At 73.7% G+C, this 18,010-nt stretch carries 13 protein-coding genes; 4 read left to right on the top strand and 9 right to left on the bottom strand.

Going from position 1 to position 18,010, the window contains the following annotated elements; all coding sequences use genetic code 11:
• Positions 1–80 precede the first annotated feature (80 nt).
• From AB0424_RS23530 to AB0424_RS23515, 4 genes are all read right to left on the bottom strand, one after another.
• Entirely contained in the window at positions 81–1,388 is a 1,308-nt protein-coding gene (locus tag AB0424_RS23530; RefSeq protein ID WP_366308439.1) for a site-2 protease family protein, read from the bottom strand.
• On the bottom strand, positions 1,385–2,635 hold the full coding sequence (dxr, locus tag AB0424_RS23525; protein WP_366308437.1) for a 1-deoxy-D-xylulose-5-phosphate reductoisomerase: 1,251 nt from the start codon (positions 2,633–2,635) through the stop codon (positions 1,385–1,387). Before dxr ends, AB0424_RS23530 begins: the two co-directional genes overlap by 4 nt.
• Positions 2,636–2,669: 34 nt before the next feature.
• Entirely contained in the window at positions 2,670–3,905 is a 1,236-nt protein-coding gene (gene aroA, locus AB0424_RS23520; protein ID WP_366308435.1) for a 3-phosphoshikimate 1-carboxyvinyltransferase, read from the bottom strand.
• Between the two features lie 352 nt (positions 3,906–4,257).
• Positions 4,258–6,180 carry an acyl-CoA dehydrogenase family protein gene (locus AB0424_RS23515; RefSeq protein ID WP_366308433.1) on the bottom strand — a complete coding sequence of 641 codons (1,923 nt, stop codon included), beginning with the start codon at positions 6,178–6,180 and terminating at the stop codon, positions 4,258–4,260.
• A gap of 154 nt (positions 6,181–6,334) precedes the next feature.
• On the opposite strand from AB0424_RS23515, the gene AB0424_RS23510 reads away from it, so the two are divergent.
• Positions 6,335–6,637: a putative quinol monooxygenase gene (locus AB0424_RS23510; RefSeq protein ID WP_366308431.1), complete on the top strand. Its 303-nt coding sequence runs from the start codon at positions 6,335–6,337 to the stop codon at positions 6,635–6,637.
• A 61-nt stretch (positions 6,638–6,698) separates the two neighbouring features.
• Here AB0424_RS23510 and AB0424_RS23505 read toward each other — a convergent pair whose 3' ends face one another.
• Positions 6,699–8,144: an aldehyde dehydrogenase family protein gene (locus AB0424_RS23505; RefSeq protein ID WP_366308429.1), complete on the bottom strand. Its 1,446-nt coding sequence runs from the start codon at positions 8,142–8,144 to the stop codon at positions 6,699–6,701.
• Positions 8,145–8,283: 139 nt separating this feature from the next.
• Positions 8,284–9,255 (bottom strand): EamA family transporter, encoded by a 972-nt coding sequence (locus tag AB0424_RS23500; RefSeq protein ID WP_366308427.1) that lies wholly within the window; start codon positions 9,253–9,255, stop codon positions 8,284–8,286.
• A 164-nt stretch (positions 9,256–9,419) separates the two neighbouring features.
• On the opposite strand from AB0424_RS23500, the gene AB0424_RS23495 reads away from it, so the two are divergent.
• Complete coding sequence (locus AB0424_RS23495; RefSeq protein ID WP_366308425.1) at positions 9,420–9,623, top strand: hypothetical protein; 204 nt, start codon at positions 9,420–9,422, stop codon at positions 9,621–9,623.
• A 34-nt stretch (positions 9,624–9,657) separates the two neighbouring features.
• Here AB0424_RS23495 and AB0424_RS23490 read toward each other — a convergent pair whose 3' ends face one another.
• Positions 9,658–11,211 carry a PucR family transcriptional regulator gene (locus tag AB0424_RS23490; RefSeq protein WP_366308423.1) on the bottom strand — a complete coding sequence of 518 codons (1,554 nt, stop codon included), beginning with the start codon at positions 11,209–11,211 and terminating at the stop codon, positions 9,658–9,660.
• A gap of 132 nt (positions 11,212–11,343) precedes the next feature.
• Positions 11,344–13,785, bottom strand: a complete 2,442-nt coding sequence (locus AB0424_RS23485) for an ATP/GTP-binding protein (protein WP_366308421.1) — start codon at positions 13,783–13,785, stop codon at positions 11,344–11,346.
• Positions 13,786–14,051: 266 nt separating this feature from the next.
• Here AB0424_RS23485 and gabT point away from each other — a divergent pair, with 266 nt between their 5' ends.
• Together gabT and AB0424_RS23475 are read left to right on the top strand one after the other, a co-directional pair.
• Positions 14,052–15,386 (top strand): 4-aminobutyrate--2-oxoglutarate transaminase, encoded by a 1,335-nt coding sequence (gene gabT / locus AB0424_RS23480; RefSeq protein ID WP_366308419.1) that lies wholly within the window; start codon positions 14,052–14,054, stop codon positions 15,384–15,386.
• Between the two features lie 118 nt (positions 15,387–15,504).
• On the top strand, positions 15,505–16,269 hold the full coding sequence (locus tag AB0424_RS23475) for a phosphatase PAP2 family protein (RefSeq protein WP_366308417.1): 765 nt from the start codon (positions 15,505–15,507) through the stop codon (positions 16,267–16,269).
• Here the strand turns inward: AB0424_RS23475 and AB0424_RS23470 are convergent.
• A complete protein-coding gene (locus AB0424_RS23470; protein WP_366308415.1) occupies positions 16,205–18,007 on the bottom strand; it encodes a glycoside hydrolase family 18 protein in 1,803 nt (600 codons plus the stop codon). The two genes, AB0424_RS23475 and AB0424_RS23470, sit on opposite strands and share 65 nt — an antisense overlap.
• Positions 18,008–18,010: the final 3 nt, after the last annotated feature.

Raw genomic sequence — 18,010 nt, 5'->3', positions numbered from 1 at the left:
GCGTCGGCGGGCTCAGGTCTCCGAGGTTACCGCCCCGGGGGCGGGGGGCCGGACACCACCGGGTCCGGCCCCCCTGGGGGTCATGTCAGCTTCACCGGGTTGACGATGTCGGCGGCGAGCACCAGCAGGGTGAAGCAGACGAAGACACCGGCCACCACGTAGGCGGCGGGCATCAGCTTGGCCACGTCGAACGGGCCGGGGTCGGGGCGCTTGAAGATCCGGGCCGTGTGGCGGCGGACGGACTCCCACAGGGCGCCCGCGATGTGGCCGCCGTCGAGCGGCAGCAGCGGGAGCATGTTGAACAGGAACAGCGAGACGTTGAACATGACCAGCAGGTTCATGAACATCACGAGGATCGTCGTCGGCGGGGCCTCGACGGTCATCAGCTCGCCGGTGATCCGGGCGGCGCCGAGCACGCCCACCGGGGAGTCGTCGGCGCGCTCGCCGTCGCCGAAGGTGGCGTCCCACAGGCCGGGGATCTTGCCCGGGAGCGCGATGACCGAGTGGACGCCGTTCTCCAGGAGGTCGGTCATCCGGTCGGTGGTCTCGCCGAAGGAGAGGGGCGCGACCTCGGTCTTGGAGGCGAAGCCGAGGTAGCCGGCGTCGATGTAGTCCACCGGCTGGACGACCTTGCCGTCCGCGTCCTTCCTCGGCACCTTGTTGGAGACCAGCGTGGGGTGCAGGTCGACGCGCTGTCCGGCGCGCTCGACGGTGACCGTGGCCGGGCCGATGGTCTCGCGGATGCGGTCGGAGAGGGTGTCCCAGTCGGCGACGGGCGTGCCGTTGAAGGCGACGATCCGGTCGCCGTCCCTCAGGCCGGCCTTGAACGCCGGGGACACCGGGTCGCCCGTCGCGCACTTCTCGCGCTTCTCGCTCTGCTTGATGACGCACTTCTGGACGCCGGCGACCTGGGTCGTCTGGCCCTCGATGCCGAGGGTCATCATCGAGCCGAAGAACAGCGCCGCCGCCAGGACCAGGTTCATGAACGGTCCGGCGAACATCACGATCACGCGCTTCCACGGCTTGCGCGTGTAGAACAGCCGGGTCTCGTCGCCGGGCTGGAGCTCCTCGTACGACGCCTCGCGGGCGTCCTCGATCATGGAGCGCCAGGGCGAGGTGGAGCGGGCCTCGATCTTGCCGTCCTCGCCCGGCGGGAACATGCCGATCATGCGGATGTAGCCGCCGGCCGGGATGGCCTTGATGCCGTACTCGGTCTCCCCGCGCTTCCTCGACCAGATCGTGGGGCCGAAGCCGACCATGTACTGCGGCACGCGGATGCCGAAGAGCTTGGCCGTGGAGAGGTGGCCGAGTTCGTGCCAGGCGATGGAGACGAGCAGTCCGAACGCGAACAGCACGATGCCCAGGACGTACAGGAGCGTTTCGTTCATGCGCGGGCCTCCGCTGTTGCCTTCGCTGCGAGCTCACGGGCCCGGGCCCGTGCCCAGGTCTCCGCTTCGAGGACGTCCGACACCGTGAGCGAGGTTCCCCTGCTGGGCTGTCCGTGCTCGGTGACGACCGCAGTGACGGTATCCATGATTCCGTTGAACGGCAGCCGTCCGGCGAGAAACGCCTCGACGCACTCCTCGTTCGCCGCGTTGAAGACGGCGGGGGCCGTGCCGCCCAGGGTGCCCACGTGCCGGGCCAGGCCGACGGACGGGAAAGCCTCGGTGTCCAGCGGGAAGAACTCCCAGGTGGACGCCTTGGTCCAGTCGAAGGCGGGGGCCGCGTCGGGGACCCGCTCCGGCCAGCCGATGCCGACGGCGATCGGCCCGCGCATGTCCGGCGGGGTGGCCTGGGCGAGCGTGGACCCGTCCGTGAACTCGACCATCGAGTGCACGTACGACTGCGGGTGGACGACGACCTCGATGCGGTCGAAGGGGATGTCGTAGAGCAGGTGGGCCTCGATGACCTCCAGGCCCTTGTTCACCAGGGTGGCGCTGTTCACCGTGATCACCGGGCCCATCGCCCAGGTCGGGTGGGCCAGCGCGTCCTCGCGGGTCACGTCGGCCAGCTGCTCCCGCGTACGGCCGCGGAACGGGCCGCCGGAGGCGGTGACGACCAGCTTGCGCACGTCGGCGCGGGTGCCGGCGGCGAGCGCCTGGAAGAGGGCCGCGTGCTCGGAGTCGACCGGGATGATCTGGCCGGGCTTGGCGAGTGCCTTCACCAGCGGGCCGCCGACGATCAGCGACTCCTTGTTGGCGAGGGCGAGGGTGCGGCCCGCTTCGAGGGCGGCCAGGGTCGGCGCGAGGCCGATGGAGCCGGTGATGCCGTTGAGGACGGTGTGGCACGGTGATGCCGCCAGCTGCGTGGCGGCGTCCGGCCCGGCCAGGATCTCCGGCAGCGGCTCGGAGCCGTACAGCGCCTTCAGCGCGTCGCGCAGCTCCGGCAGCACCTCCTCGCGGGCGACCGCGACCGCGGCGACCTTCAGCCGGTGCGCCTGCTCGGCGAGCAGTCCGACCCGGCCGCCCGAGGCGGCCAGCGCGGTGACCCGGAAACGGTCGGGGTTGCGCAGGACCAGGTCGATGGCCTGCGTGCCGATGGACCCGGTCGAGCCGAGGACGACGATGTCCCGGCGTCCTTCGGAGACGTCGAAGGCGATGTGCGGGTCGGCGAGAGGAGAGGGGCGGTCGCTCATGCCCCCCATTCTTGCCGCAAACCCCGCGTGGTCTTCACGGGGTGTGGACGAACGTGTCGAACACCCGGTGGAAGTCGGGGAACGTCTTCTTCACGCACCCCGGGTCGTCGAAGGTGATCCCGGGCGTGGGCAGGGCCGTGACCGCGAAGGACATCACGATCCGGTGGTCCCCGTGGGTGGCGATCTCCACCGGCCCCGTCGGGGTGCCGGGGTGGATCTCGATCCAGTCGGGACCCGTGCGGACGGTGATCCCCAGCCGGCGCAGGTTCTCCGCGCAGGCGTCGAGCCGGTCGCACTCCTTCACCCGGGTGTTCGCCACGTCCTCGATCCGCACCGGGCCGTCCGCGAAGGGCGCGATCGCCGCGAGCGTCGGCATCGTGTCCGAGATGTCCCGCATGTTGACCGTCAGGCCCCGCAGCACCCCGGTCGACCGGACCGTCGTCCCCTCCTCGCCGACCTCGACGTCCGCCCCCATGCGGCGCAGCACGTCCACGAAGGCCAGGTCGCCCTGGAGCGCGCCGCGGCCGAGGCCGGGCACCGTCACCGAGCGGCCCGGTCCGAGCGCCGCCGCGGCGAAGAAGTAGCTCGCGGTGGACGCGTCCGGCTCGATCCCGTACGTCCTCGCGCGGTACCCCGTCGGCGCCACCCGGTAGGTGCGGCCCTCCTGGCGGACCTCCGCGCCGAAGCTCCGCATCATCGCCAGCGTGATCTCGACGTACGGCTCCGACACCAGGTCGGTGACCGTGATGTCCAGGCCCTCCGCCGTCAGCGGACCCAGCATCAGCAGCGCCGTCAGATACTGCGACGACTGCCCCGCGTCGAGGGTCAGCGCCCCGCCCTTCACGCCCCTGGCGTGCACGGCGAGGGGGTGGTGCCCCTCCTTCTCGCCGTGCCGCAGATCCACTCCCAGCGTCCGCAGCGCCTCCGTCAGGGGGCGCAGCGGCCGCCGCCGCATCTGCGCCGACGCGTCGAAGCGGTACGTGCCGTGGCCCGCGGCGGCCAGCGTCGGCAGGAAGCGGGCCGTCGTCGCGCCGTCCCTGCAGTACACCTCCGCGGCCTCCGCCCCCGGGCCCGCCGGGCGGCCCTCGACGCGCCACTCCCCGACCTCCCGCCGGACCTCGTACCCCAGCGCCCCCAACCCCTCCGCGAAGCCCTCCGTGTCATCCGAGACCAGCGGCCTCAGCAACGTCGTGGTGCCCTCCGCGGCCGCGGCGAGGAACAGCGCGCGGGCCGTGACGGACTTGGAGCCGGGGATGTCGATGACGGTCACACGGTCCATCCTGCCGTGCGGGGCGGCGACTGCGCGGCACGGTCCGCCACGTGGACCGTCGACGGGGCGGCGCGGGTTCCTCTGCGGCGCGGCCGGGCTGCGCCCCGGGCCCACCGCCGTGTGGGCGGTCGTCCCGCCGGGCGGGACGGGTGGGCACACGGGACGGCGCGCCTGGCCGCGCGTCGCCCCCTGAGCCTGGGCACGCACCAGCGGTGCGCCGCGCACCGGGTGCCGGCGGGGGCGCGGATGCCTGGGCCCGGCGGGGGCGTCGTCCGTTGTGCCCACCCGTTCCGCCCCGGCGGAACAGTTGCCCACGACGAGGCGGACCCACGGCACCGTGCGCGCGGCGGGGTCAGGGGTACGGGCGGTGGAGGTTGGGGTGGGGGGAGGGGCCGGGGGGTGTGGGGGCGATCCAGGGGGCGTCGCCACTGGGGTCGAGGACGCCGGCCTCGAGCCAGGTGTGGCGCCCGGCGAGGACGGCGTCGACGACGGCCCGGTCGAGGTCGTCGGTGTTGGACCAGAGGCGGGTGAAGAGTTCGTCGACGCGCAGGCGGGCCTGGTGGCAGAAGGCGTCGGCGAGCTGGTGGGCCGCGGGGCCGTGGTCGGAGGTGGTGCGCAGGAGTTCGGCGCGGACGCACGCGGCGCTCATCGCGAAGAGTTCGGCGCCGATGTCGACGATCCGGCCGAGGAACGCCTGTTTGCGTTCCATGCGGCCCTGCCAGCGGGACATGGCGTAGAAGGTGGAGCGGGCGAGCTTGCGCGAGGTCCGTTCGACGTACCGGAGGTGGACGGCGAGGTCGCCGAACTCGGCGTACGAGCGCGGAAGTTGGCCGGGCCCGGTGAGGAGTCCGGGGAGCCAGCGGGCGTAGAAGCCGCCGGCCCGCGCGCCGGCTCTGGCCTTGTCGGCGAGGGAGGTGTCGGGGTCGATGAGGTCGCCGGCGACGGAGAGGTGGGCGTCGACGGCCTCGCGGGCGATGAGGAGGTGCATGATCTCGGTCGAGCCCTCGAAGATGCGGTTGATGCGCAGGTCGCGGAGGACCTGCTCGGCGGGGACGGCCCGTTCGCCGCGGGCGGCGAGGGAGTCGGCGGTCTCGTAGCCGCGGCCGCCGCGGATCTGGACGAGCTCGTCGGCGATGAGCCATGCCTTCTCGGAGCCGTACAGCTTGGCGAGGGCGGCTTCGATGCGGATGTCGTTGCGGTCCTCGTCGGCCATCTGGGAGGCGAGGTCGACGACCGCCTCCAGGGCGAAGGCGGTGGTCGCGATGAAGGAGATCTTGGTGCCGACGGCCTCGTGGCGGGCGACGGGCCGGCCCCACTGCTCGCGGACGCCGGACCATTCACGGGCGATCTTCAGGCACCACTTGGCGGCGCCGGCACAGGCGGCGGGGAGGGAGAGCCGGCCGGTGTTGAGGGTGGTGAGGGCGATCTTGAGCCCGGCGCCCTCGGGGCCGATGCGGTGGGCCGCCGGTACGCGGACGCCGTGGAACCGCGTGACGCCGTTCTCCAGGCCGCGCAGCCCCATGAAGGCGTTGCGGTGCTCGACGGTGATGCCGGGGGCGTCCGCCTCGACGACGAAGGCGGTGATGCCGCCGGGGTGGCCCTCGGACGCGGGCACGCGGGCCATGACGACGAGCAGGTCGGCGACGACGCCGTTGGTGGTCCAGAGCTTCACGCCGTCGAGGACGTAGGCGTCGCCGTCGGGGACCGCGGTGGTGGCGAGCCTGGCCGGGTCGGATCCCACGTCGGGCTCGGTGAGCAGGAAGGCGGAGAGGGCGGTGCGGGCGAGCCGGGGCAGGAAGGCGTCCTTCTGCTCCTGGGTGCCGAAGAGTTTGAGGGGCTGCGGTACGCCGATCGACTGGTGGGCGGAGAGCAGGGCGCCGACGGCGGGGCTGGCGGAGCCGACGAGGGCGAGGGCCCGGTTGTAGTACAGCTGGGTGAGGCCGAGACCGCCGTACGCCGGGTCGATCTTCATGCCGAGGGCGCCGATCTCCTTGAGGCCGGCGATCGTCTCGTCGGGGATGCGGGCCTCGCGCTCGATGCGGGCGCCGTCGAGGCGGGTCTCGCAGAAGTCGCGGAGGACCGCGAGGAACGCCTCGCCGCGCCGGACGTCCTCGTCGGCGGGGAGCGGGTGGGGGTGGACGAGGTCGAGGCGGAACCGGCCGAGGAAGAGCTCCTTGGCGAAGCTCGGTTTGTGCCAGTCCCGCTCGCGGGCCGCCTCGGCGGTCTGCCGGGCCTCGCGTTCGGTGACCTTGGGCCGCTGGGTGGGTGCGGTCATGGACGCCTCCTGGGGCTTCCTGTCCGTCGTACCCGATAACCGGGGGTTCGGAAAGACGGCGGGAGCGGGGGGGCGCGGGAGGGGCGGGGGCGCCGGGTGTCCTCCTGGTGGAATTGCCGGTCGCCGGGGCGGCGGGCCGCGTAGGGTCCGCGCCATGTCGCAGCCGATCAAGCTCATCGTCCACATCGCCACCCTGCCCGGCCGGGGGGCGGAGCAGGTGGCCGCCTTCGAGGCGCTCGCCCCCCTGGTGCGGGCCGAGGAGGGGTGTCTCCGCTACGACCTGCACCGGGTGGCGGACGACCCGGACCGGTTCGTGCTGATCGAGCGCTGGGCCTCGGCCGAGGCGCTCGGCGCGCACGACGCGGCCCCGCACATGGCGGCCGCCGCCGCCGCGAACAAGGCGTTCCGGGCCGGGCCGGCCGAGGTCGTACGGCTGGTCGACGTCCCGGTGGCATGACGAAAGGCGGCCCGAGCCCCCGCACAGTGGGCTCGGGCCGCCTGGCCTCGTGGTGTACGGGTTACAGCGCCAGGCCGGTGAGGACCAGGACGCGCTCGTACGTGTAGTCGTCCATGGCGTACCGGACGCCCTCGCGGCCGACGCCGGAGCGCTTGGCACCGCCGTACGGCATCTGGTCGGCGCGGTAGGACGGGACGTCGCCGACGATCACGCCGCCGACCTCGAGCGCGCGGTGGGCGCGGAACGCGGTCTGCAGGTCGCGGGTGAAGACGCCGGCCTGGAGGCCGAAGTCGGAGTCGTTGACCGCGGCGAACGCCTCGGCCTCGCCGTCGACCTTCGCGATGGTCAGGACCGGGCCGAAGACCTCGGCACGGGCCAGGGTGACGTCGGCGGGGAGCTCGGTGAGGACGGTCGGGGCGTAGGTCGCGCCCTCGCGCTTGCCGCCGGTGAGGAGCTTGGCGCCGGCGGCGACGGCCTCGTCGACCCAGGACTCGACGCGCTGGGCGGCGGCCTCGTCGACCAGCGGGCCGACGTCGGTGGCCGCGTCGGACGGGTCACCGGTGACCTGGGCCTCGACGGCGGCGACGATCTTCGGGACCAGGCGGTCGTGGACGGAGGAGTCGACGATCACGCGCTGCACGGAGATGCAGGACTGGCCGCCCTGGTAGTTGGAGAAGGTCGCGATCCGGCTCGCCGCCCAGTCCAGGTCCTCCTCGGAGGACCAGTCGGGCAGGACGACGGCGGCGGCGTTGCCGCCGAGCTCCAGGGTGCAGTGCTTGTGCGGCACGGACTGCTGGATGGCGTAGCCGACCTTGTCGGAGCCGGTGAAGGAGATGACCGGGAGGCGCTCGTCCTGGACGAGGGCCGGCATGCGGTCGTTCGGCACGGTCAGGATCGACCAGGAGCCGGCCGGCAGGTCGGTCTCGGCCAGAAGTTCACCCAGGATCAGGGAGGAGATCGGGGTCGACGGCGCCGGCTTGAGGATGATCGGGGCGCCGACGGCGATGGCCGGGGCGACCTTGTGGGCGCTGAGGTTCAGCGGGAAGTTGAACGGCGCGATGCCGAGCACGACGCCCTTGGGGATGCGGCGGGTCAGCGCGAGACGGCCCACGCCGCCGGCATCGGTGTCCAGGCGCTGGGCCTCGCCGGCGTTCCAGCGGCGGGCCTCTTCGGCAGCGAAACGGAAGACGGAGACGGCACGGCCGACCTCGCCGCGGGCCCACTTGACGGGCTTGCCGTTCTCGGCGGAGATGAGGAGGGCGATCTCCTCGGTGCGCTCGGCGAGCCGCTTCGACACGTGGTCGAGGGCGGCGGCGCGGACGTGCGCCGGGGTCGCGGCGAACTCGTCGACGACGGCGTGCGCGGCGGCGACCGCCTCCTCGACCTGGGCCTCGGTGGGCACGCTGACCTTGCCGACCAGACGTCCGTCGTACGAGTTCGTGACGTCGAAGGTGGCCTCGCCGGTGGCCTCGCGGCCGGCGAGCCAGAAGGCGTGGGTGGTCGTCATTGCGTCCCGGCCCTTTCCGTATCGGGGGGTGCGAGCGATTGCTCTCGTGACACGTTAGGGCCGGTGCGCCGGACGTGGGCTTGTCCGGTGTGGAGTGATGGGGGTGGACCTCTGTCCTAATTGGCCGAAGGGGCCGGGGTCACCCGCGCCGCTCGGTCGAGACGATCAGGCAGACGCCGGCGACGACGATCGCGCCGCCGAGCAGGAGCGGCCAGGTCAGGGCCTCGTTCAGGACGAGCGCGCCGAGCAGGACGGCGACGACCGGGTTCACGTAGGCGTAGGTGGCGACCAGCGAGAGCGGGGCGGCCTGGAGGAGCCAGGCGTACGCCGTGAAGGCCAGGAGCGAGCCGAAGAGGATCAGGTAGGCGAGGGCCGCCCACGAGCGGCCCGATATCGCGCCGAGGTCGAGGCCGTGGTGCTCGCCCCGCACGAGGCCGAGGAGGAGCCCGGCGATGCCGCCGGCGACCATCTCGTACGCGCTGGCCGTGAAGGGGTTCGGGGGCAGCGGCAACCGGGCGGAGGAGAAGGAGCCGACCGACCAGAGCAGGGTCGCGACGACGACGAGGAGCACGCCGCCGATCTTCACCTCGCCGCTCAGCCCGGGCAGCGTGAGGACGGCGAGGCCGGCCAGGCCGAGCAGGACGCCGCCGACGGCGCCGAGGCCGGGGCGCTCGCCGGTGGCGGCGCGCAGCAGGACGACCCAGGCGGGGACGACGGCGATAAGGAGGGCGGCGAGGCCGGAGGGGATGGAGGTCTCGGCGAGGACGACCAGGCCGTTGCCGCCGAGGATGAGGAGCAGGCCGATGAGGACCGCGGAGGCGAGCTGCCGGCCGGTAACCTTGAGGGCGGCGGGGCCCTGGCGCCAGGCGATGATCCCGGCGAGCAGCAGGCCCGCGGTGACGAAGCGAGTGCCGGCCGAGAGGAAGGGCGGCATCGTCTCGACGGCGACCCGGATGCCGAGGTAGGTCGAGCCCCACACGACGTACACGATGCCGAGGGCGGCCCAGACGGTGCCGGTGATCCGGCGGGCGGGGGCGGCGGTCCCGGCGGTGCGGGGTGCGGGGGCGGCCTGGCCGGCCTCGGGGGCCGGATCGACGGCAGGGCTTGTCATGTGCAGGAGAGTAGGGAGTCCGGGGTCGAACAGCCAAGAAAACTGCCCGGATCCGGGCAGGATCACCGGAAGTCGGACGGCCCAGGGGCCTGTGCGCCGCCCTTCGCCCCCTCCCCGGCAGGTGACAGGATGGCCCGGACCGCTCGACCACCTGGGGGAAGCACATGATTCTTTACGTCCTGATCGGCGTCCTGGCCCTCGCCGCCGGAGGCTGCGTCTGCGTGGTCTGGGCGGCCCGCGGCGGCCCCCAATGGGTCCGCGGCGTGGCCGCCGTGACGCTGCTGGGCGGCGAGCTGGTGCGCGACAGCCGGCGCAGGGGCGGCCGGCGGAACAGCGGCTCGGACGGAGGCGCGTCCGCGGACGGCTGAGCCCTCACGCGCACCACCGCTCCACCGCCCCGCGCTACTCCGCGCCCTCGCCTGTCGCCTTCAGCGCCAGCCACAGCTCCATGCGGACGTCCGGGTCGTCCAGCGAGCGGCCGAGGATCTCCTCCACCCGGCGCATCCGGTAGCGCAGGGTGTGCCGGTGGACGCCCAGGTCCGCCGCGGCCGCGTCCCACTGGCCGTGCCGGGAGAGCCAGGCGCGCAGGGAGGCGACCAGATCGCCCCGCCCGGTCGCGTCGTGCTCCCGCAGGGCCCGCAGCATGCCGTCGGCGAAGGCGCGGACGGCGTCGTCGGCGAGGAGCGGCAGGACCGAGCCCGCCGCGAGGTCCTCGTGCTCGACGAGCGCCCGGCCCCGCCGCCGGGCCACCGACAGCGCCTGCTCTGCCTGCTTGTACGCGGCGGCGGCGGCGCCGGCCGCGAGCGGCGCCGAGAGCCCGATGACGACGCCGGCGTCCTCCGCGTCGCGCTCCGCGTACCCCTCGCACGCGGCGACGACCGCGCCCCCGTCGCCGGCGAGGACGACGAGCCGCTCCCCGTTTCCGGAGACCGCCAGGATCGCCTCGCCCGCCCGGGCGGCCGCCGCCTCCAGGGCCTCGGCGAGCACCGGGAGCGGCGGCTCGCCGGCCGCCTCTCCCCCGGCGGCCTCGGCGACGAGCAGCCGGAACGGGGCGTCCAGCAGCCCGCCGTACACGTCGCCCGCCACCGCGCGCGCGTGGTCCGGCTGGCCCGCGAGCATCAGCTGCAGCAGCGCGGCGCCCAGCCGCTGCTCGGCCGCCTGGAGCGAGCGGGAACGTTCCGTCGTCAGGGTGAGCAGCGCGATCGCGGAGTGCACCGCGTACCGCTCGGCCGTGCCGAGGGGCGCGCCCGTGCCGACCGCGAGGGCTCCCCGCACCCGGCGTCCGGTGCCCAGCGACTGGAGCTCGACCCGGTCGTCCGTACCGCCGACGACGGCGCTGGCGGGCGCCGGGCGGTCGCGCAGCCGCTCCACGTCCGGGGTGAGCCGGGCCGCCCGGCGGGCCGCCCACTCGGGTGAGACGGCGACGACCGTGCCGGAGGTGTCGTACAGCGCCGCCCAGCCGTCGACGTGCGCCGCCAACCGGGCCACCACCGCCTCGGGGCCCTCGGAGAGCGCCGCCCTGGTCAGTTCGCGCTGGGCCTCGAACCCGGCCGTCACCGCCCGGTACTGGTCGGCGGAGATCGCCGCCGAGACCGCCTTGCTGATGGCGAGGAACGGGGTCCTCCTGGGCACCTCCAGAAGCGGCAGGTGCTCCTCGCGGGCCGCGTCCAGCAGGGCCGGCGGGATCTCCTCGTAGTTCACCCCGACGGCGAAGCCGAGCCCGACCACCCCCGCCGCGAGCAGCCGCCGCACATAGCGGCGCATCGCCTCCAGGTCCTCCGCGTCGAGCGTCAGCGCGGTGGTCAGCAGCAGCTCGCCGCCCTCCATGTACGGGACCGGGTCGGCCAGCTCGCTGACATGGGCCCAGCGGACGGGCGTGTCGAGGCGGTCCTCACCGGCGCGGACGATGAGCTTGAGGGCGGAGTGCTGCACGAGCGAGGCGAGGGTGGGCGGCATTGGGGACCGTCGGACCTTTGAGCGAGAGGGGCGCCGCTCAGACGAGCGGCGCCCCCGATTGTGCCAGGGCCCATGGGTGCCCGCTCAGCCACACGGGACGGACCCCTCTCGGCCACGCGGGGAGGGGGCGGGTCAGGAGCGCAGGTCGACGAGGACGGGCGGCGTGTGGGCACCCCGGACGGTGGTCAGCGACACGACGGCGTGGCCGGGCGGCAGGGAGTGGGCCAGTTCGGAGGCGGACCACCGCTCCCGTTCGACCTTCCGGGTCGTGACGGCGTCGGTGGTCACGGCCTTGCCGGTGACCTTCTTGCGCAGGGCGTGGATGAACCGGGTCATCGGCTGGTTCGCGAAGACGGTGTGGTGGGCCACCTCGGTGGTCTCGACCCACTCCTTGCCCCAGGTCTCGGCGAAGCCCCGGCCGTCCCAGGTGGTGATGCCCGCGAGCGCCACGCGGCAGCCGACGGAGCCGAGCAGGGGGCCGTGCAGGCTCTCGGGCACCTCGCCCAGGGTGCGCAGGCCCAGGACGACGCCCGCGTTCTGCGGGCGGAGCCGCTGGAGGGAGCGGACGGTGCCGGGGGTGACGGCCCCGGTGGCGTCGTCGAGGACGAGGCAGACGAAGTGGCCGCGGCCGCCGGCGTTCCTGGCCGCCGCGAGGAACTGGGCGAGGAGCAGTCGGGCGAGGAGCCGCGACGCCTCCTCGTGGCCGCGTTCGGGCAGGGTGACGCGGACCCGCAGCGGGTGGTGGGCGACGGACTTCAGGGAGAAGGGCCGGACGCCTCCCGTGTCGGCGCCGAAGAACTCGGCGAACACCGGCCGGTCGAGCAGCGCGACGCGGTCCGCGAGGAGCGGTCCGGCGTCCGCCGCCGTGCCGGCCTGCCGGATGCGGGCCTCCAGCTCGCGGCGCATCGCGGCCGGGCCGTCGGACGGCATCCGGTCGAGCAGCGCGGCCAGTGTCGCGGGGTCGCCTTCGAGCAGTTCGCGCAGGGCGGGCACTGAGGGGAAACGGCCGTGCACGGCCCGGTAGGGGCCGATGAGCTGGGCCAGGACGGTGGCGGCGCGACGGGCGTCGAGGTGCTCGACGTCCCCCACCAGCCCTTCGGCGAGCAGGGCCGCGGCCTCGTCGGGGTCGGTGAGGCCGGCGTAGAGGTCGAGGTCGTACGGGGAGGTCGGATCGCCCGGCCTGACGACCACGTCGTAGGCGTCGTCGGGGCCGAGCTGCGCGTCGGCGGCGCCGACGGCGACGACCGCGCAGCCGCCGGTCAGGGCCTGGAGGGTGAGCGACTCGACGACCGGGCGGGTCAGTCGGGCCGTCTTCCCCGCGCCGGAGGGTCCCACGACGAGCAGCGAGGTGCCGAGCGCGGCCGGGTCGAGGGCCAGGCCCGCGCCGCGGTACGGGGCCGGGTTCCGCTCCTCGGCGACGCAGCGGCCGATCCGGACCTGCCCGAGCAGCAGGTCGTGGGTGGCGGCGCGGACCGGGAGGTCGCGGGCGCCCGAGGGGTGTGCCCAGGCCGCCGCGCCCTGGCGCAGCACCGTGTCGACGGTGGTGGCTCCGCGGCCCGGCCCGTCCAGGTGCCGGCGGACGCGCGCGCAGTCCACGTCGTTCATCCGTCCGGCGTGGACCTCGGCGGCGAGCAGGTCGGCGGCCCGCCGCTCCCCCGCGGCCCGCAGTTCGGGCCACTGCGAGAGCGGCACCGGCGCCGCCGCGTCGAGCGGGGCCGCGGGCGCGGCGGCGCGGGCCCGGAGCCGGGCGCGGATCAGCTCGGGCCACTCACCCAGGCGGGCGAACGGCCAGACGACGGCGGCGGTGATCACCGTGTAGACGGTGTAGACGAGGAACGGCGAGGCCAGGACGTCGTAGCCGCCGCCGACGAGCACCACCAGGGAGAGCACGGGGCCGACGACCGGCAGCGGCTCCCAGCCGACGCCGGGGAAGGCGTCCGGCCAGACGAAGGTCAGCGCGATGAGCGCCGCTCCGGCCGCGAGGGCGGCGCGCGCCGTCGGCCGGCGGTCGGCGAGCAGGTGGCGGGCGAGTTCCGCCCAGGCGCCGAGACGGGCGATCGCGTAGAGGAGGCCGGCGAAGAAGACCCCGTCGTAGACGACGTGGGCCTCGGCGCCGTGCCAGTCCCGGGGGGAGGTCCCGCCGGCGTACCACCAGTCGCCGGGGGTGAAGGTGGCGAGCGGGATCCACTGGTAGGGGACGACGCCGCGCCGCCAGGCCGACCACAGCAGCAGCCCCACGACCAGCGGGATCAGCAGGCCGACGACGGTGACGGGCGCGAGCCGCCGGGCCTCGCGCGGCGGCGGCGGGGGCACGTGCCGGAAACGCCAGACGCCGGGCGGCGCGGTCTCGGGACGCGGCGCGTCGAGCCACGCGGCCACGGGGGAGGCGGGGGCGCCCGGGGCGCCGGACGGCCGGGGCGGGACCAGGGGCGGGGCCGGGCGGGCGCCGCCCTGCGGGGGCCCGGCCGGCGGCGGGGGCACGGCGTGGGCCGGGACAACGGTCGGCGGCCCCGCCGGTCGCGGCACCGCGCTCCCCGTGGTGTCGCGTGACTCGTACGTGCCGTCGGTCTCCATGAACCCCTGCCCCCTGACCAGCCAGGTCGCCGCGTCTGTGCCACCGTCAATCTAGTGGGCCGGGACCTCCCCGGAGGGGTTTCGACCACCCGTACGGCCGATCACCGGCAGGACGGTCGCGGGAAGCGGAAGCGGAGGGGCCCTGTCCATCCCGGACAACGACACACCCCCATCACTCCCGATCGGCGCATGCCTGACGCCCTCTTCCGCGCCTAGCCTGCGGAGGAAACCCGCAAGTGCGTCCAGAACATCCCCAGGAGCCCCGCATGAACGCTGTCCCGCAGGAGCGGCGCGTCGTCACCGCCATCCCCGGTCCGAAGTCGCAGGAGCTTCAGGCCCGCCGTCTCGACACGGTCGCCGGTGGCGTCGGCTCCACGCTGCCCGTCTTCACCGCGCGGGCCGGCGGGGGCATCATCGAGGACGTCGACGGCAACCGTCTGATCGACTTCGGCTCCGGCATCGCCGTGACCTCGGTCGGCGCGTCCGCCGAGGCCGTCGTGCGCCGCGCGTCCGCGCAGCTCCAGGACTTCACCCACACCTGTTTCATGGTGACGCCGTACGAGGGTTACGTGGAGGTCTGCGAGGCACTGGCCGAGCTGACCCCGGGCGACCACGCCAAGAAGTCCGCGCTGTTCAACTCGGGCGCCGAGGCGGTCGAGAACGCGGTCAAGATCGCCCGTTCGTACACCAAGCGCCAGGCCGTCGTCGTCTTCGACCACGGCTACCACGGCCGTACGAACCTGACGATGGCGCTGACCTCGAAGAACATGCCGTACAAGCAGGGCTTCGGTCCGTTCGCGCCCGAGGTCTACCGGGTGCCGGTGGCCTACGGCTACCGCTGGCCCACGGGCCCGGAGAACTGCGGCCCCGAGGCCGCGGCCCAGGCGATCGACAACATCACCAAGCAGATCGGCGCCGAGAACGTCGCCGCGATCATCATCGAGCCGGTGCTCGGCGAGGGCGGCTTCATCGAGCCGGCCAAGGGCTTCCTGCCGGCGCTCGTGAAGTTCGCCAACGACAACGGCATCGTCTTCGTCGCGGACGAGATCCAGTCCGGCTTCTGCCGCACCGGCCAGTGGTTCGCCTGCGAGGACGAGGGCATCGTCCCGGACCTCATCACCACCGCCAAGGGCATCGCGGGCGGTCTGCCGCTCGCCGCCGTCACCGGCCGCGCCGAGATCATGGACTCCGTCCACGGCGGCGGTCTGGGCGGCACCTACGGCGGCAACCCGGTGGCCTGCGCCGGCGCGCTGGGCTCCATCGAGACGATGAAGGAGCTCGACCTCAACGGCAAGGCGCAGCGCATCGAGGAGCTCATGAAGGCCCGCCTGTCGGCGATGGCCGAGAAGTTCGACGCCATCGGCGACATCCGCGGCCGCGGCGCCATGATCGCGATCGAGCTGGTCAAGGACCGCGCGACCAAGGAGCCGAACCCGGAGGCCGCGGGCGCGCTCGCGAAGGCGTGCCACGCCGAGGGCGTGCTGGTCCTGACCTGTGGCACCTACGGCAACGTGCTCCGCTTCCTGCCGCCGCTGGTCATCGGCGAGGACCTGCTCAACGAGGGCCTGGACGTCATCGAGAACGCGTTCGCCCAGATCTGAGCCTTCCGGGTCCTCACGACCCGGAACTCACACACGGTGTGAAGACTCTGTGGGGGGCCGATGGCGGGATACGCTTCCCGCTGTCGGCCCCCTCTTCTCTGGCGTACGGTTTCTGCAGATGAGAGAAACACCCCGGGCGGAGCCTCCCCAGCCCCGCCCACCTCGTGCCATCGCGCACACCACCGGTGCCTCGTGCTCCGGGACTCCTCACCGATCGGATGGCCGCACGCCCCATACCCCCCGGGGCGCGCGGCAGCCCGATCCCCCCGGCCGCCCTGGAACCACCCCCCCTGTTCCAGGGCGGCCGACTCTCTTCTCGGCGCTCGTCGCCCTCGCCGTCGTGACCTGGCAGGTGCTCGTCCACGGCCCCTTGGCCAGGCTCGACGAGCGGGCGTCCCTCGCGGTGGTGGACACGGTCCCCCGGTGGCTGAGCGAACTCGCCTCCGACCTCGGCAACATGACGGTCGCCCTTCCCGTGCTGGCCTGTGCGATGGCGTACGCCTGGCTGCGCGGCCGGCGCGCCGCCGCCCTGTACGCGGGGCTGGCCATGGGGGCCGTGCCGCTGCTGGTGATCCCCCTGAAGGAGTGGACGGCCCGGCCCGGCCCGCTGGAGCCGTGGGCGCACGGCTACTACCCGTCGGGGCACACGGCCACCGCGATGGTGGCGTACTTCGGCGCCGCGTCCCTGGTCTCGAACCGGCTGGTCCCCGTCGCCGCCGTGCTGACGGCGGTGACGGGGACCGGTCTGGTCCTGCGGGGCTTCCACTGGCCGCTGGACGTGGTGGCCAGCCTCTGCCTGGGGGTGCTGATCCTGGGGGTCAGCTCCAGTTGTACGCGTCGAAGTTCTTCGAGAAGCCCCACTGGTTGTAGCGGTCCCAGTTGATCGACCAGGTCATCAGGCCGCGCAGGGCGGGCCAGGTGCCGTGGGTCTGGTACGTGCCGCAGTTGGCCTTCCTGGTCAGGCAGTCCAGGGCCTTGTTGACCTCGGTCGGGGCCGTGTGGCCGTTGCCGGCCTGGGTGGAGGCCGGGAGGCCGATCGCGACCTGGTCGGCGCGGAGCGCGGGGAAGAAGCGGTCCGTGTTGCCGGCGACGGGGAAGCCGGTGAGGAGCATGTCGGTCATGGCGATGTGGAAGTCGGCGCCGCCCATGGAGTGGTACTGGTTGTCCAGGCCCATGATGGAGCCCGAGTTGTAGTCCTGGACGTGCAGCAGGGTCAGGTCGTCGCGCAGGGCGTGGATGACCGGCAGGTAGGCGCCGGCGCGCGGGTCCTGGCCGCCCCAGGGGCCGGAGCCGTAGTACTGGTAGCCGAGCTGGACGAAGAAGGTCTCCGGGGCCATGGTCAGGACGAACTTCGCGCCGTACTTGGCCTTGAGGGTCTTGACCGCCTGGATCAGGTTGACGATGACCGGGCTGGTCGGGTTCCGGAAGTCGGTGTCACCGGTCTGGAGCGAGAGCGAGTGGCCCTCGAAGTCGATGTCGAGGCCGTCGAGGCCGTACTCGTCGATGATCTTCGAGACGGAGGAGACGAAGGTGTCGCGGGCCGCGGTGGTGGAGAGCTGGACCTGGCCGTTCTGTCCGCCGATGGAGATGAGGACCTTCTTGCCGGCGGCCTGCTTGGCCTTGATCGCGGCCTTGAAGTCGGCGGCGGACTCGACGCCGGGGCACTCGGTCGCCGGGCAGAGGCTGAAGCGGATGTCGCCGGAGGTCACCGAGGTGGGCTCGCCGAAGGCGAGGTTGATGACGTCCCAGGAGTCGGGGACGTCGGCCATCCGGGTGTAGCCGGAGCCGTTGGCGAAGCTGGCGTGGAGGTAGCCGACGAGGGCGTGCGCGGGCAGGCCGCCGCCCCCGCCTCCGCCGCCGGAGGTCGTGGTGGCGGTCACGGCGGCGGACTTCGGGGACTCGCCCGCGCTGTTCACCGCGGAGACCTGGAAGGTGTACGGCGTGGAGGCGGTGAGGCCGGTCGCGGTGGCGGAGGTGCCGGTGACCGTCTGGACCCTGGTGGCGCCCTGGTAGACGTGGTACGAGGTGGCGCCGGAGACCGCGGCCCAGGTGAGCGGCACGGTGGTGGAGGTCGGGGAGCCGGCCGCGAGCCCGGTGGGGGCGGTCGGCAGGGTGACCGGGTCGCCGCCGGGGCCGTAGAGGGAGAGGTCGTCGGCCTGGTAGGCGGGGGTGCCGTACCAGCCGTGGGTGTAGATCGTCACCGAGGTGGTGGAGGCGCCGGTGGTGAAGGTGGTCGACAGGCGCTGCCAGTCGGGCGCGGAGCCGGTCCAGGTGGAGACGTCGGTGGTGCCGGTGCCGGTGGCGCCGAGGTAGACGTAGCTGCCGCGGACCCAGCCCTGCAGCGTGTACGTGGAGCCGGGCTTCACGGTGACGGTCTGGGAGCAGCGGGCGTTGTCGCTGCCGGCCGGGGTGGCCTGGAGCGCCTTGGTGCCGCCGTGCACGGGGGAGGTGACGACGGCTCCGCTGCCCGCCGTGCAGGTCCAGCCGTCGAGGCCGGCCTCGAAGCCGCCGTTGCGGGCGAGTTCGGCGTCGGCGGCGCCGGCCTGGGGAGTCAGGGCCAGGAGTCCGCCGGCGGCGAGGGCGCCCGCCAACAGCAGGGTGAGGGGTCTGGTGCGGTCCACAAC

The sequence above is a fragment of the Streptomyces sp. NPDC051180 genome, assembly GCF_040689545.1.
Taxonomy (GTDB): Bacteria; Actinomycetota; Actinomycetes; order Streptomycetales; family Streptomycetaceae; genus Streptomyces.
This window is presented reverse-complemented; position numbering and strand designations above follow the sequence as displayed.

What these genes read in the sequence shown, in the direction of transcription:
- AB0424_RS23530 (WP_366308439.1), bottom strand. Translation starts at nt 1,388, where the DNA reads ATGAACGAAACGCTCCTGTACGTCCTGGGCATCGTGCTGTTCGCGTTC.
- AB0424_RS23515 (WP_366308433.1), bottom strand. Translation starts at nt 6,180, where the DNA reads ATGACCGCACCCACCCAGCGGCCCAAGGTCACCGAACGCGAGGCCCGG.
- AB0424_RS23475 (WP_366308417.1), top strand. Translation starts at nt 15,505, where the DNA reads ATGAGAGAAACACCCCGGGCGGAGCCTCCCCAGCCCCGCCCACCTCGT.
- AB0424_RS23510 (WP_366308431.1), top strand. Translation starts at nt 6,335, where the DNA reads ATGTCGCAGCCGATCAAGCTCATCGTCCACATCGCCACCCTGCCCGGC.
- AB0424_RS23505 (WP_366308429.1), bottom strand. Translation starts at nt 8,144, where the DNA reads ATGACGACCACCCACGCCTTCTGGCTCGCCGGCCGCGAGGCCACCGGC.
- gabT (WP_366308419.1), top strand. Translation starts at nt 14,052, where the DNA reads ATGAACGCTGTCCCGCAGGAGCGGCGCGTCGTCACCGCCATCCCCGGT.
- AB0424_RS23485 (WP_366308421.1), bottom strand. Translation starts at nt 13,785, where the DNA reads ATGGAGACCGACGGCACGTACGAGTCACGCGACACCACGGGGAGCGCG.
- AB0424_RS23490 (WP_366308423.1), bottom strand. Translation starts at nt 11,211, where the DNA reads ATGCCGCCCACCCTCGCCTCGCTCGTGCAGCACTCCGCCCTCAAGCTC.
- dxr (WP_366308437.1), bottom strand. Translation starts at nt 2,635, where the DNA reads ATGAGCGACCGCCCCTCTCCTCTCGCCGACCCGCACATCGCCTTCGAC.
- AB0424_RS23495 (WP_366308425.1), top strand. Translation starts at nt 9,420, where the DNA reads ATGATTCTTTACGTCCTGATCGGCGTCCTGGCCCTCGCCGCCGGAGGC.
- AB0424_RS23500 (WP_366308427.1), bottom strand. Translation starts at nt 9,255, where the DNA reads ATGACAAGCCCTGCCGTCGATCCGGCCCCCGAGGCCGGCCAGGCCGCC.